Origin of the sequence: Pseudonocardia xishanensis (assembly GCF_039541715.1) — a bacterium.
GTDB classification, from domain to species: domain Bacteria; phylum Actinomycetota; class Actinomycetes; order Mycobacteriales; family Pseudonocardiaceae; genus Pseudonocardia; species Pseudonocardia xishanensis.
The window spans coordinates 92,200-106,585 of sequence record NZ_BAABGT010000094.1; the positions used below are offsets into that span (position 1 = coordinate 92,200).

General features: G+C 73.6%; 11 protein-coding genes and 1 pseudogene. 8 read left to right on the forward strand and 4 right to left on the reverse strand.

Annotated features, from left to right (window positions below; all coding sequences use genetic code 11):
* Positions 1-38 precede the first annotated feature (38 nt).
* Positions 39-2,351, forward strand: a complete 2,313-nt coding sequence (locus tag ABD993_RS28665; RefSeq protein ID WP_425569169.1) for a RelA/SpoT family protein — start codon at positions 39-41, stop codon at positions 2,349-2,351.
* A 97-nt stretch (positions 2,352-2,448) separates the two neighbouring features.
* Here ABD993_RS28665 and ABD993_RS28670 read toward each other — a convergent pair whose 3' ends face one another.
* A complete protein-coding gene (locus tag ABD993_RS28670) occupies positions 2,449-3,315 on the reverse strand; it encodes a peptidylprolyl isomerase (protein WP_345425293.1) in 867 nt (288 codons plus the stop codon).
* Between the two features lie 82 nt (positions 3,316-3,397).
* Here ABD993_RS28670 and ABD993_RS28675 point away from each other — a divergent pair, with 82 nt between their 5' ends.
* Genes ABD993_RS28675 through ABD993_RS28685 form a run of 3 tightly spaced genes read left to right on the forward strand, consistent with a single transcriptional unit; the run spans position 3,398 to position 6,014 of the window.
* The gene (locus ABD993_RS28675; protein ID WP_345425444.1) at positions 3,398-4,084 is read left to right on the forward strand and encodes an MBL fold metallo-hydrolase; all 687 of its coding nucleotides are present in this window, start codon (positions 3,398-3,400) and stop codon (positions 4,082-4,084) included.
* 17 nt (positions 4,085-4,101) lie between these two features.
* Positions 4,102-5,361, forward strand: coding sequence for a histidine--tRNA ligase (gene hisS / locus ABD993_RS28680; RefSeq protein WP_345425447.1), 1,260 nt, complete (start codon positions 4,102-4,104; stop codon positions 5,359-5,361).
* The gene (locus tag ABD993_RS28685) at positions 5,358-6,014 is read left to right on the forward strand and encodes a class I SAM-dependent methyltransferase (protein ID WP_345425296.1); all 657 of its coding nucleotides are present in this window, start codon (positions 5,358-5,360) and stop codon (positions 6,012-6,014) included. The genes hisS and ABD993_RS28685 overlap by 4 nt, the downstream gene beginning before the upstream one ends.
* 179 nt (positions 6,015-6,193) lie before the next feature.
* Here ABD993_RS28685 and ABD993_RS28690 read toward each other — a convergent pair whose 3' ends face one another.
* From ABD993_RS28690 to ABD993_RS28700, 3 genes and pseudogenes are all read right to left on the reverse strand, one after another.
* On the reverse strand, positions 6,194-7,387 hold the full coding sequence (locus ABD993_RS28690; RefSeq protein WP_345425298.1) for a YibE/F family protein: 1,194 nt from the start codon (positions 7,385-7,387) through the stop codon (positions 6,194-6,196).
* A gap of 259 nt (positions 7,388-7,646) precedes the next feature.
* Positions 7,647-8,830: pseudogene (locus tag ABD993_RS28695) on the reverse strand (GntT/GntP/DsdX family permease).
* Complete coding sequence (locus ABD993_RS28700; RefSeq protein WP_345425301.1) at positions 8,830-9,333, reverse strand: gluconokinase; 504 nt, start codon at positions 9,331-9,333, stop codon at positions 8,830-8,832. Before ABD993_RS28700 ends, ABD993_RS28695 begins: the two are co-directional and overlap by 1 nt.
* Before the next feature lie 73 nt (positions 9,334-9,406).
* On the opposite strand from ABD993_RS28700, the gene ABD993_RS28705 reads away from it, so the two are divergent.
* From ABD993_RS28705 to ABD993_RS28720, 4 genes are read left to right on the forward strand one after another with little or no spacing between them, the layout of a single operon-like run.
* A complete protein-coding gene (locus ABD993_RS28705) occupies positions 9,407-10,324 on the forward strand; it encodes an Rv2578c family radical SAM protein (protein ID WP_345425304.1) in 918 nt (305 codons plus the stop codon).
* A gap of 34 nt (positions 10,325-10,358) precedes the next feature.
* The gene (gene aspS / locus ABD993_RS28710; RefSeq protein ID WP_345425307.1) at positions 10,359-12,131 is read left to right on the forward strand and encodes an aspartate--tRNA ligase; all 1,773 of its coding nucleotides are present in this window, start codon (positions 10,359-10,361) and stop codon (positions 12,129-12,131) included.
* 15 nt (positions 12,132-12,146) lie between these two features.
* Entirely contained in the window at positions 12,147-13,088 is a 942-nt protein-coding gene (locus tag ABD993_RS28715) for a DUF389 domain-containing protein (RefSeq protein WP_345425310.1), read from the forward strand.
* 51 nt (positions 13,089-13,139) lie between these two features.
* On the forward strand, positions 13,140-14,330 hold the full coding sequence (locus tag ABD993_RS28720; RefSeq protein ID WP_345425312.1) for a hypothetical protein: 1,191 nt from the start codon (positions 13,140-13,142) through the stop codon (positions 14,328-14,330).
* The last annotated feature ends 56 nt before the right edge of the window (positions 14,331-14,386 follow it).

The following is a 14,386-nucleotide window of genomic DNA, read 5'->3' on the forward strand; positions in this document are numbered from 1 at the left end:
ATCCTCCACCGGGTGGCGGATGATGCGGTGAGGTGCCGGTGACGGACGTCCAGCAGAACCCGCCCGCCCCCGTGGAGGACGACGCCCGGCCCTCCGCCACCCGCCGCGTCCGCGCCCGGATCGCGCGCCGGATGACGCCCCAGCGGGTCGCGATCGTCAAGCCCGTGCTGGAGCCGCTGGCGAGCGTCCACCGCACGCTGCACCCCAAGGCCGACCTCGTGCTGCTGCAGCGCGCGTACGACGTCGCCGAGGAGAAGCACCAGGGGCAGAAGCGCAAGTCCGGCGACCCGTACATCACGCACCCGCTGGCCGTCGCCACGATCCTGGCCGAGCTCGGCATGGACACGACCACGCTGGTCGCGGCCCTGCTGCACGACACCGTCGAGGACACCGACTACTCGCTGGACAAGCTGCGCCAGGAGTTCGGGGACGAGGTCGCCCACCTGGTGGACGGCGTCACCAAGCTGGACAAGGTCGAGTTCGGCACCGCGGCGGAGGCCGAGACGATCCGCAAGATGGTCGTCGCGATGGCCCGGGACCCCCGGGTCCTGGTGATCAAGCTGTCCGACCGGCTGCACAACATGCGGACCATGCGGTTCCTGCCGCCGGAGAAGCAGGCCAAGAAGGCTCGCGAGACCCTGGAGGTCATGGCGCCGCTGGCCCACCGGCTCGGCATGGCCACGGTGAAGTGGGAGCTGGAGGACCTGTCCTTCGCGATCCTGCACCCGAAGAAGTACGACGAGATCGTCCGGCTCGTCGCGACCCGCGCGCCCTCCCGGGACACCTACCTCAAGCAGGTCATCGAGGAGATCTCCCGGCAGCTGACCGCCGCGCGCGTCGAGGGCACGGTGGAGGGCAGGCCGAAGCACTACTACTCGATCTACCGCAAGATGATCGTCAAGGGCCGCGAGTTCGACGACATCCACGACCTGGTCGGCGTCCGCGTCCTGGTCGAGGAGGTGCGGGACTGCTACGCCGCGATGGGCATGGTGCACGCGATCTGGCAGCCCATGCCCGGGCGGTTCAAGGACTACATCGCCCAGCCCCGGTTCGGCGTCTACCAGTCGCTGCACACGACGGTGATCGGGCCGGACGGCAAGCCCCTCGAGGTCCAGATCCGCACCCGCGAGATGCACCGCACCGCCGAGTACGGCATCGCGGCGCACTGGCGCTACAAGGAGACCCGGGGGACGAACTCCGGTTCGTCGGTCGAGATCGACGAGATGTCGTGGATGCGCCAGCTGCTGGACTGGCAGCGCGAGGCCGCGGACCCCGGGGACTTCCTCGAGTCGCTGCGCTACGACCTCGCGGCCAAGGAGCTGTTCGTCTTCACACCGAAGGGCGACGTGGTCACGCTCCCCGTCGGCTCCACGCCGGTGGACTTCGCCTACGCGGTGCACACCGAGGTCGGCGCCCGGTGCATCGGCTCGCGGGTCAACGGCAGGCTGGTCGCGCTGGAGCGCACCCTGGAGTCCGGGGACGTCGTCGAGATCTTCACGTCGAAGGCCGAGGGCGCGGGGCCGTCGCGGGACTGGCTGGGTTTCGTCCAGTCCCCGCGTGCCAAGAACAAGATCAAGCAGTGGTTCGCGAAGGAGCGTCGCGAGGAGGCCATCGAGGAGGGCAAGGAGGCGATCACGCGGGAGGCCCGGCGCACGGGCATGCCGCTGCAGCGCCTCGTGTCCACGGACGCGATGACCGCGCTCGGCCGCGAGATGCACTACCCGGACGTCTCCGCGCTCTACGCGGCGATCGGGGAGGGCCAGGCCAGCGCCCGGCACGTCGTCCAGCGGCTCGTCGCCCTGATCGGCGGCGTCGAGGATGCGGAGGAGGAGCTCGCCGAGCGGGCCACCCCGTCCACGGTCCGGGTCCGCAGGCCGACCGGGGACGCGGGCGTGGTCCTGCAGGGCGAGGACGGCAAGCAGCTCGGGGACGTCTACTGCAAGCTCGCCCGCTGCTGCACCCCCGTGCCCGGGGACGAGATCCTCGGGTTCGTCACGCGCGGGGGCGCGGTTTCGGTGCACCGCACGGACTGCACCAACGCCGCGGACCTCAAGGCCCGCTCGGAGCGGCTGGTGGACGTCGCGTGGTCGGTCTCGCCGGCGTCGGTCTTCCTGGTGGCGATCCAGGTCGAGGCGCTGGACCGACACCGGCTGCTCTCGGACGTCACCAAGGTCCTGGCGGACGAGAAGGTCAACATCCTGTCCGCCTCCGTGACCACCTCGCGGGACCGGGTCGCCGTGTCGCGCTTCTCGTTCGAGATGGGCGACCCGAAACACCTCGGCCACGTCCTGCACGCGGTGCGGAACGTCGAGGGCGTCTACGACGTGTACCGGGTCACGTCCGCAGGCTGACCGCACGAACGGCACTCTCGTCCGGACCCACCGCCGGTCGACCGCACGAACGGCACTCTCGTGCGGACCTACCGCACAAGAGTGCCGTTCGTGCAGATCAGGACTGGACCGACGCGGACTGGATGGTCACCGGGGTCGCGGGGGCGCCGTCGCCCTGGCCGGTGGTGGTGCCGCCGGCGCCGACGGTGTCGAGGGTCTGCAGACCGGCCGCGTCGATGGTGCCGAAGACGGTGTAGTCCGGGCTGAGCTGGGCCTCGCCGTAGATCATGAAGAACTGGCTGCCGTTCGTGTTCGGCCCGGCGTTGGCCATGGCGAGCAGCCCGCGGCCGTACTTGATCTCCGGGAACGTCTCGTCCGCGAAGGTGTAGCCGGGGCCGCCGCTGCCGCTGCCGGACGGGTCACCGCACTGCAGCACCTGCAGGCCGGGTGAGGTGGTGAGCCGGTGGCAGGTGGTGCCGTCGAAGTAGCCCTGCTGCGCGAGGCTGGTGAAGCTGTTGACCGTGCAGGGGGCCAGCGCCCGGTCGAGGGTGAGACCGATGGGGCCCGCGCTGGTGGTCAGCGAGGCGGCGACGGTGCCCTGGCTGCTGACCCCGGTGGTGGCCGACGGCGGGTTCACCGGCTTCGCGGCGGCCTCGCTGCCCGTCGGGTACTGGCAGTCCACCGTGGCGGGCAGCGCGGTCGGCCGGACGGGCACCGCGGCCGGCGTGGTCGGCACGTTCTGCGCGGCGTCGGTGGGGGCGGCGGGCGCGGCGGTGCCGCTGGGGGCGGCGGTGTCGGCGGTGGGCGCCTCCGACCGCCAGGGGGCGGTGGTCAGCAGCACGACGGCCACGACCACCACGACCACCGCCGCGGCCGATGAGATCACGGCCACGCGCTTGCGCCTGCGGGCTTGTTCCTCCCGCCGCTTCTGCTGGTTCGCCAGCTTCCGCTTGGCCGCCTCACGGCGCATCTGATTCGTGGCCACGCGGGCACCCTCCGTGTTCTGAGTCGATCGCCCGGGAAGGGTATCGAGCCGCCCTGTGTGACCCGTGTCTAGGCTGTTCATCGTGCTCGTCGCCGGCTTTCCCGCAGGTGCCTTCCAGACCAACTGCTACGTCGTCGCCCCCGCCGCGGGCGAGGCGTGCGTGATCGTCGATCCCGGGCAGGACGCCGTGGACCCGTTGCAGGCCGCGCTGGCCGAGCACCGGCTCACTCCCGTCGCGGTGCTGCTGACGCACGGCCACTTCGACCACACCTTCAGCGTCCAGCCGGTGTGCGACGGCACGGACATCCCGGCCTGGATCCATCCCGAGGACCGTGCGCTGCTCGCGGACCCCATGAAGGGCATCAGCAGGGAGTCCGCGGCCTTCTTCGGCGGGCGGCTGGAGCTGCGCGAGCCCCGCGAGGTGCGTGAGTTGACCGACCGCGGCGAGCTGGAGCTGGCCGGAATGCGGCTGCGCGTCGACCACACCCCCGGGCACACTCCGGGATCGGTGGTCTTCACGACCGACACCGAGGACGGGACCGAGGTCGTGCTCGCCGGGGACACGCTGTTCGCGGGCTCGATCGGCCGGACCGACCTGCCCGGCGGCTCGCACGAGCAGCTGCTGGAGAGCATCCGGGAGCGGCTGCTCGGGCGTCCGGACAGCGCGGTGGTGCTGCCGGGCCACGGCCAGACGACGACGATCGGGCGGGAGCGGGCGTCCAACCCGTTCCTGCGGGGGCTCGCGCCGGCCCCCGGGAGGGGATTGTGACCAGCGTGCAGGACCGGATCCAGCCGTTCGCGGCCCCGAAGGGCGTCCCGGAGTACTCCCCGCCGGAGTCCGCGGGCTTCCTGCACGTCCGGGACACGCTGGCCGCGGCGGCGGACCGGGCCGGGTACGGCTACATCGAGCTGCCGGTCTTCGAGGAGACCGGGCTGTACGCGCGGGGCGTGGGGGAGTCCACGGACGTCGTCAGCAAGGAGATGTACACCTTCGCGGACCGCGGCGAGCGGTCGGTGACGCTGCGGCCCGAGGGCACCGCAGGCGTCGTCCGGTCGGTGATCGAGCACGGCCTGGACCGGGTCGGGCTGCCGGTGAAGCTGCGCTACGCGGGCCCGTTCTTCCGCTACGAACGGCCGCAGGCCGGGCGGTACCGGCAGCTGCAGCAGGTCGGCGTCGAGGCGATCGGGGCGGACGACCCGGCGCTGGACGCCGAGGTCGTCGCCATCGCGGACGAGGGCTTCAAGTCCCTGGGCCTGACCGGGTACCGGCTCGAGCTGACCTCGCTGGGGGACGCGGAGTGCCGTCCGGCGTACCGGGAGCGGCTGCAGGCGTTCCTGGCCGGGCTGGACCTGGACGAGGCCACCCGCGCGCGGGCCGCGATCAACCCGCTCCGGGTGCTGGACGACAAGCGCCCCGAGGTCCGGAAGCTGATGGAGGACGCGCCGCTGCTGCTGGACCACCTGTCGGAGGCGTCCGCCGCGCACCACGCGGCCGTGCTGGAGCACCTGGACGACCTCGGCGTCGCCTACACGATCAACCCGCGGATGGTGCGCGGGCTGGACTACTACACCAAGACCACGTTCGAGTTCGTGCACGACGGCCTCGGCGCCCAGTCCGGCATCGGCGGCGGCGGTCGCTACGACGGCCTGATGGCGACCCTGGGCGGCCAGGAGCTGTCCGGCGTCGGCTGGGGGATCGGGGTGGACCGCACCCTGCTCGCCTGCGGCGTCGAGGGGCTCCGGCCCTGGTCCACGGCCCGGGTCGAGGTCTTCGGCGTCCCCCTCGGCGATGCCGCCCGACGGCGGCTGGTCACCATCGCGGGCGAGCTGCGGCGGGCCGGGGTGCGGGTGGACCTCGCCTACGGCGGTCGCGGGCTGAAGGGCTCGATGAAGTCCGCCGACCGCTCCGGCGCCCGCTACGCGCTGGTGCTGGGCGAGCGGGACCTCGAGGCGGGCACGGTCGGGGTGAAGGACCTGGCGTCCGGGGACCAGCGCTCGGTGCCGTTGGAGTCGGTGGTCACGGAGCTGAGCTCGCTGCTCACGTGAGCGACGCCGACCGGCTCCGCTGGGACGCCCGCCATGCCGCGGTCGGGCCCGGCACCCCCCTGCCCCCGGACGGGCTGCGGGGCCGGCTGGACCTGCTGCCCGCCGTCGGCCGCGCGCTCGACCTGGCCTGCGGTCGGGGTGCGGTGGCGGTGTGGTTGGCGCAACGGGGTCTGGTGGTGGACGGGGTCGACGTCTCAGGCGCGGCCCTCACCTCCGCCCGAACCCTCGCCCGATCCGCGAGTGGGACCCCACCGCCCGCGAGCGGGACCCCACCGCTTGCGAGTGGGACCCCATCGCCCGCGAGTCCGACCCCGGGGCGCGGGAGTGAGACGCCGGGATCGGAGGGTGAGCGTGTCGGGGCGGGGGCGGTGCGGTGGATCCAAGCCGATCTCGATGCGGGCATGCCCGTGGCGGGGCCGTACGACCTGGTCGTCTGTCAGCGCTTCCGCGAACCCGCGCTCTACCCGGCCCTCGCCGACGTGCTCGCGCCGGGCGGGTTGCTCGTGATCACGGTGTTGTCCGAGGTGGACGATGAGCCCGGGCCCTTCCGTGCCTCACCCGGCGAGCTCGCGACGGCCTTCCCGACCCTCGAGACCCTCGCGCACGAGGAGCGGAACGGCGAGGCGACGCTGATCGCCCGCGCGCCGCGCTGAGCGCCGCGGTGGGTGAGTGCAGCGGTGGGTGAGCGCAGCGGTGGGTGAGCGCAGCGGTGGGTGAGCGCAGCGGTGGGTGAGCGCACGTTTCGTGCTCACTGTGCTGTCTCCACGACGCTGAGCGCACGGAGACGGCGATCTTGCCGCGCGGAGAGCACGAAACGTGTGGTCGGGGAGGGTCAGGGTTCCTCGCGGGTCGCGACGAGGGCGGCCAGGGCGGTGGTGATCGGGACCGCGGCGACGATGCCGATGCTGCCGACCAGGGTGCGGACCACCTCCGTCGCGACGTCCTGCGAGGTCAGGACCGCGCCGGGGCCCTGCCCCGCGACGGTGAAGAGCAGCAGCAGCGGGAGCGACGCGCCCGCGTACGCCAGGACCAGCGTGTTCACCGCGGACGAGACGTGGTCGCGGCCGATCCGCATGCCGGCCGCGAAGAGTGCGCGGGGGCTCATCGTCGGGTCGGCGGCGCGGAGCTCCCAGACCGCGCTGGTCTGGGTGACGGTGACGTCGTCGAGCACGCCGAGAGCGCCGATCAGCACACCGGCGAGCACGAGCCCCCGGGCGTCGACGGGTGCGCCGAGTGCGGCGATGAGGCCCGCGGTGGTGTCGTCGAGGCCGGTGAGCCGGGCGAACGCCGAGAACCCCGCGCTGAGCAGGGCGATCAGGGCGAGGGCGAGCAGGGTGCCCAGCACGGTCGTGGAGGTGCGGGCGGAGAAACCGTGCGTCAGGTAGAGGACCAGGAACATGATCACCGAGGAGCCGACCACCGCGACCGCGACCGGGCTCGACCCGGCGAGGATCGCAGGCAGCACGAAGACGACCAGCACGACCAGGCTCAGCCCCAGCGCCATCAGGGCCGCGAGCCCCCGCCACCGGCCGAGCAGCAGGACCGCGAGCGCGAAGGCCGCGCCGAGCCAGATCAGGGCGCCGCTGCGCTGGAAGTCGACGACCTGGTACGAGCCGGGATCGGCGGTGTCGCCACCGGAGTAGGCGACCTGCACCGGGTCGCCGACCGCGAACCGCGGGGTGGACGGTTCGACGGGGACCAGTTGGACGAGCTCCCGACCGGGGAGCGGTCCGCCTGTCATGTGCAGGGTCAGGCCCGCGCAGGCGCCGTCGCCCGAGCCGGGGGAGCAGTCCGCGACCTGGGCCGCGACGACTTCCGCGGGGAACACCTCCTGCGCCCGCTGCACGGTGTGCGGGAGGTCCCCGGTCGGCCAGAGCAGGACGAGCCCGACGAGCGTCGCGAGGCCGCACGGGACGAGCAGCGCCGCGAGCAGCAACCGGACCCGTCGGCCCGCGGGAGTGGCGGGGCCGTGTCCGTGTCCGTGGCCGTGCCCGGGCGCCCGGTGGCCCAGGTGGCCGCGGTCCACGACCCGACCGACCGCCACCGGCTCGGCGCCGGGCTCATCCGCCGACCGGCTCCCCGTCCGACGTCCGACTCGGGCGTCCGAACCGGGGGACTCGGGCGTCGGGAGTGGGGGACTCGGGGGACGGGGGACCGCCGGGATCGGCTCGGTGCGCTCCGTCGCCTCCTCCGGAGGGAGCGCAGGGGGGCGCTCGTGGCGGGCCATGCCCGCATCCTCGCCGTCGCGCGCCGACCGGAGGAACGCGGGGTCGGTGCGGACGGGGTCAGACGAACGCCGACAGCAGGAGCACCAACGACAGGCCGACGACCGAGATGACCGTCTCCATCAGCGACCAGCTCTTGATCGTCTGTCCCACCGTCAGCCCGAAGTACTCCTTGACCAGCCAGAACCCGGCGTCGTTGACGTGGGAGAAGAACAGCGAGCCCGCCCCGATCGCCAGGGCCAGCAGTGCCACAGTCGGTGCGGGCAGGGCTGCCGCGAGCGGGGCGACGATGCCCGCGGCGGTGATCGTCGCGACGGTCGCGGAGCCCGTCGCCACCCGGATCGCCACCGCGACCAGCCAGCCGAGCAGCAGCGGGGACAGGTTCGCCGCGCCCGCCCAGTCGCCGATCAGGTCCCCGACGCCGGCGTCGACCAGGGCCTGCTTGAAACCTCCGCCCGCGCCGACGATCAGCAGGATCCCGGCGATCGCGGGCAGCGCCCCGCCCACCGAGTCGGTGAGGCCGCGGCGCCCCATGCCCGACGGCACGCCGAGCGCGAACATCGCCACCAGCACCCCGACCAGCAGCGCCACGATGGGCTCGCCGACGATCTCCAGCACGTCCCGCACCCCGCTCTCCTCGGGCAGCGCGATCTCGGCGACCGCCCGGACCAGCATCAGCGCGACGGGTGTGAGCACCGCGGCGACCACCGCGCCGATGCCGATGCCGACGGCGCGGCGCGGCTCGTGGACCTCCGCCTCGCCCGCCACGGCGGTGGCGGCGCGCTCGGGCGGCGGTCCGATGCCCACCCAGCGGGTCGCGAGCCTGCCGAACAGCGGGCCCGCGACGATCACCGTGGGGATGGCCACGGCGAGGCCGAAGAGCAGGGTGAGGCCCAGGTCGGCGCCGAGGGCGTCCCGCGGGGGCCGACCCGCGTCGTCACGGCCTCGACGAGCCGTTCCGCGCCGCCGGAGTCCCGCAGCAGCCCGCCGATCATGGCGCCGAGAGCGATCAGCACGCCCACACCCCCGACGGTCGAGCCGAGGCCGGTCGTGAAGCTCTTCACAGTCCCGTCCGCGCCCAGCCCCCCGACGATGCCGAGGACCCCCGTGCCCGCGAGCAGCGCCAGGAACGGGTGCACGTGCAACCAGGTGATCAACAGCACGATGACCGCGATGGCCGGCAGCGCCGCGAGGACCAGCTGGGTGGGGCCCGCCGCGGGCGGAGCGTCCTGGGCGACGGCGATCACGCCGCACCCGCCAGGACCCGGTCCCCGATGGCGCCGGGGTCGCCCGCCCCGTCCACGGTGACCCCGGGTTCGTCCGCGCCGAGGGGTTCGAGCGTGTCCAGCTGGCTCTGCAGCAGCGACGCGGGCATGTAGTGGCCCTTCCGGTGCGCGAGGCGGTCCCGCAGGTCCGCCGGGTCGACGGCGAGGTGCACGAACCGGACCGAGGGATGGCCCTCGCGGAGGACGTCGCGGAAGGCCCGGCGCAGCGCCGAGCAGGTGACGACCGCGCTGCGGCCCGCCGCCTCCTGCTCGCCGATCCAGTCCGCGACCCGGCGCAGCCAGGGCCACCGGTCGTCGTCGGTGAGCGGGTGGCCCGCGGCCATCTTGCGGCGGTTCGCCTCGGGGTGGAGGTCGTCGCCCTCGGCGAACGCCCACCCGGTGCGCCGGACCAGCTCCTCGGCGACCGTCGACTTCCCGGAGCCGGACACGCCCATCACGATCAGGGTGGTCGTCGCATGCATGGCGCCAGCGTGGACGATCACGACGGGATGCGCCCGGTGGACAATGCGGTCGAACGTGTGTTCGACTGGTCCGATGCGGGTGCCGGGCTCCTCGCCGATGCCGTTCTCCTGGACGGTGAACCCGTACCGCGGCTGTTCCCACGCCTGCGTCTACTGCTTCGCCCGCAACACCCACACCTACCTCGATCTCGACGCGGGCGCGGACTTCGACTCGCAGATCGTGGTGAAGGTGAACATCGCCCGGGTCCTGCAGCGGGAGCTCGGCCGCCCGAAGTGGGCCCGCGAGCCGGTCGCGATGGGCACCAACACCGATCCCTACCAGCGCGCGGAGGGCCGGTACCGGCTGATGCCGGAGATCATCCGGGCGCTGGCCCGCGCGGGCACCCCGTTGTCGGTCCTGACCAAGGGCACGGTCCTGGGCCGCGACCTGCCGGAGCTGGCCGCCGCGTCGCGGGACGTGCCCGTCGGGCTCGGGGTGTCGATCGCGCTGGTCGACCGGGACCTGCAGGAGCGCCTCGAACCGGGCACGCCGACGCCGGCGGCCCGGCTGGACCTCGTCCGGCGGATCACCGACGCCGGGCTGGACTGCGGGGTCATGGTCGCCCCGGTGCTGCCGTTCCTCACGGACTCCCGCGAGGCGCTCGACGCCGTGCTGACGCAGGTGAAGGCGGCGGGCGCAGCAGGGGTGAGCGTGCTGCCGCTGCACCTGCGCGCCGGGACCCGGGAGTGGTTCCTGGCCTGGTTGGCGCGGGAGTACCCGGCGCTGGTCCCGCGGTACGAGCGGCTCTACCGGCGCGGCGCCTACGCCGATCCCGAGTACCGCAAGGCCCTGGCCGCCCGTGTCCGGCCGCTGCTGCGCGCCCACGGGCTGGACCGCGGCACCGGCGTGCAGCGCACGCAGCAGGGCTTCCCGGCGTCGGAGGTGGCCGCGAAGGCCCCGCCCGCGGAGCACCTGGCCGCCCCGGTGGTGGAGCAGCTGACCCTGCTCTGAAATGCGGGTGCACCGGCGGATAGCCTCATCCACCGTGATGCGAACCCACCCCGTCGGCACGCTGCGTGCCGAGCACGCCGGCCAGACCGTGACCCTCGCCGGATGGGTGGCCCGTCGCCGCGACCACGGTGGCGTCATCTTCGTCGACCTGCGCGACTCCTCCGGCTCCGCCCAGATCGTGTTCCGCGAGGGCGAGATGGCCGAGCGCGCCCACCGGCTGCGCTCGGAGTTCTGCCTGCAGGTCACCGGCGAGGTCGTCGCGCGACCGGCGGGCAACGAGAACCCGGACCTGCCGACCGGCGCCATCGAGGTCACCGTCACCGACCTCGTCGTGCTGAGCGAGTCCGCCCCGCTGCCGTTCCAGATCGACGACGCGAACATCGGCGAGGAGGTCCGGCTCAAGTACCGCTACCTGGACCTCCGTCGCGCCGAGCCCGCCGCCGCGATCAAGCTGCGCAGCAAGGTCAACCAGGCCGCGCGCACCGTGCTCGACGGGCACGACTTCGTCGAGATCGAGACCCCGACCCTCACCCGGTCCACCCCCGAGGGCGCGCGGGACTTCCTGGTGCCCGCCCGCCTGCGGCCCGGCTCCTGGTACGCGCTGCCGCAGTCCCCGCAGCTGTTCAAGCAGCTGCTGATGGTCGGCGGGATGGAGCGGTACTACCAGATCGCCCGCTGCTACCGGGACGAGGACTTCCGCGCCGACCGGCAGCCGGAGTTCACCCAGCTCGACATCGAGATGAGCTTCGTCGAGCAGGACGACGTCCTCGGCCTGGCCGAGGAGATCCTCACCGCGCTCTGGGCGCTGATCGGCCACGAGGTCGGCGAGATCCCGCGCATCTCCTACGCCGAGGCCATGTCCCGGTACGGCTCCGACAAGCCGGACCTGCGCTTCGCCATCGAGCTCACCGAGCTCACCGAGTACTTCGCCAAGACCGAGTTCCGGGTGTTCCAGAACCCGTACGTCGGCGCGGTGGTCATGCAGGGCGGCGCGGCGCAGCCCCGCAAGCAGCTCGACGCCTGGCAGGAGTGGGCCAAGCAGCGCGGCGCCCGCGGCCTCGCGTACGTGCTGGTGGACGAGGACGGGACCGTGTCCGAGAAGGGCCCGGTCGTCAAGAACCTGTCCGAGGAGGAGCGTGCGGGGCTGCCCGCCGCCGTCGGCGCGGGGCCCGGCGACTGCATCTTCTTCGCCGCGGGCACGCCGAACGAGGCCCGGGCCCTGCTCGGCGCCGCGCGCGGCGAGATCGCCCGGCGGACCGGCCAGCTGGACGAGAGCGCCTGGTCGTTCGTGTGGGTCGTCGACTTCCCGATGTTCGAGAGCACGGCGGACACCACGGACGTCGCCGTCGGCAAGGGCGCCTGGACCGCCCTGCACCACGCCTTCACCTCGCCCACGCCGGAGTGGATCGACACCTTCGAGCAGGACCCGGGCGAGGCGCTGGCCTACGCCTACGACATCGTCTGCAACGGCAACGAGATCGGCGGCGGGTCCATCCGTATCCACCGCGCGGACGTGCAGAAGCGGGTCTTCGAGATCATGGGCCTGTCCGCGGAGGAGGCGCAGGAGAAGTTCGGCTTCCTGCTGGACGCCTTCGCCTTCGGCCCGCCCCCGCACGGCGGCATCGCGTTCGGCTGGGACCGGATCACCGCCCTGCTCGCCGGGCAGGACTCGATCCGCGAGGTCATCGCCTTCCCGAAGACGGGTGGCGGCTTCGACCCGCTCACGGCGGCCCCGGCGCCGATCACGCCGGACCAGCGCAAGGAGGCGGGGGTCGACTACGTGCCCCCGAAGCCGAGCGACGCCTGAGCCGGATCCGCCGCCGTGCTGCACCTGCGCATCGTCACTCCCGCGGAGCGGACGGCGGAGGTCCGTGCGCTGCTCGAGGCCGAGCCCGGGGTCGCCCACCTGATCGTCCTGCCGGGGACGGCCGTACGGCCCCCCGGGGACCTCGTGCTCGCCGACATCGCCCGGGAGTGCGCCGACTCGCTGCTCGGCGGGCTCCGCGGGCTCGGCCTGGACCACGACGGCGCGATCACGATCGAGGCCCTCGACACCGTGCTGTCGGACGCCGCGGACCGCGCCGAGGAGGCCGCCCCCGGCGAGGGCTCGGACGCCGTGCTGTGGGACGAGCTGATCGCCCGGACCGGCGAGGACTCCCGGCTGACCGTCTCCTTCCAGGCGTTCCTGACGATCGCGTGCCTGCTCGCGGCCATCGGCGCGATCACCGACTCGCCCGTGCTCGTGGTGGGCGCGATGGTGCTCGGCCCGGAGTTCGGCCCGCTGGCCGCGGTGGCCGTGGGCCTGGTGCTGCGCCGTCGGGACCTGGTCAGACGGGGTGGGCTGGCACTCGCCGCGGGCTTCCCGCTGGGGATGGCCATCACCGCGCTGGCCACCCTGGCGTTCGACGCCACCGGCCTGCTGGCGGCCGACACCCTCGACCACCTCGCCGAGGTCGAGTTCATCTACGAGGTCGGGCCGTTCTCGCTGATCGTCGCGCTGCTGGCCGGGATCGCGGGCATCCTCGCCCTGACCTCGGCCAAGTCCGGCAGCCTGGTCGGCGTGTTCATCTCCGTGACGACGGTGCCCGCCGCCGCGTTCGCCTCGGTCGCGCTGATCGAGGGCCGCTTCGTCGAGGCCGGGCAGTCCGCGCTGCAGCTGGTCGTCAACCTCGTCGGGATCGTGGTCGCGGCGGCGCTCACGCTCGTCGTGGCGCGGCGGCTCGGCAGGCGCCGGGACCGGGGCCGGGTCCTCTCCGACGGCTGACCGGGCCGCGCAGCACGGATTCCGCAGGCGCAGGCGGTAGGGTTCGAGGCGATGTCACGCGACCTGGCCTCCTTCCCCAGGGCCGTGCTCACCGCCCTGTCCGCAGCGGAACGCCTCCTCACCCGGCGGGCCGGCGCGACCGTCGTCCTCGCCGATCCCGAGGACCTCGGTGGCAGCGAACGGTCCGTGGTGGCCCGTGCCCGGGTGGCGCGCAACCCGTTCTCGCTGCCGCGCACCCTGGTGGTCAAGCACTACCTCGGTGACCCGGACCCGAGCAGGCCGGACCCCTTCCACTTCGAGGTCGCGAGCTGCCAGCTCTTCACCGCCCTGCCGGTCGACTCCCGGCCGAGCCCGGTGCTCATCGCGCACGACCCGCAGGCCCGGCTGCTGGTCATGGAGGACCTCGGCCGCAGCTCCACCCTGGCGGACACCCTGTTCGGCTCGGACGCCGTCGCGGCGCAGCGCTGCCTGCTCAGCTGGGCGCGGGCGCTCGGCCGGATGCAGGCCGCCACCGCGGGCCGGGAGAACGACTTCGGTGCGCTGCTGCGCAGGCTGGGGGAGAAGGCCCGCCGGGACCCGGTCGCGGACGAGGCCCGCGCCGCCTTCGCCGGGGTCCCCGAGCTGCTGGCGGGCACGCTGGGCGTGACCGTGGGCGCCGCCGCCGAGGCCGAGGCGCGGGAGACCGCCCGGCTGCTGGGCGGCACCCGGTTCCGCGCGTTCAGCCCGTCGGACACCTGCCCGGACAACAACCTCGTGACCAGCCGCGGGGTGAAGTTCGTGGACTTCGAGTGGGGGTGCTTCCGGGACGTCGCACTCGACGCGGCCTACTTCCGGGTGCCCTTCCCGGCCTGCGAGTCCAGCTTCGCGCTGCCCCCCGGCATCTCCGACGCGATGCTCGAGGCCTGGCGGAACGAGATCGCCACCGTGTGGCCGGACCTGGACGACCCGACGCTGCTCGGCACACGCCTGCTGGACGCCCAGCTGCTCTGGGTCTGGCTGTGCACGTGGTGGCTGCTGCCGCGGATCAGCGAGGGCGAGAACCGGCTGGGCGGCGACCCGGGCCGGTCCGCGCGGACCAGCGTGGCGCTCGCGGACTACTGGCGGCGCCTCGGCTCGGACGCCGAGCGGGGCGGGCGGCCCGCCACGGCCGCGCTGGCGGGCACGGTCGCCGCGGCCCTGCACCGCCGTTTCGACCCCGACTCCGACCCCGCCCTCCCGGTCTACCCGGCCTTCCGCGGCTGAGCCGAAGTTCGAGCAGAAGTTCGCCGAGCCGACGGCGGACCGTCACCACGCGCACA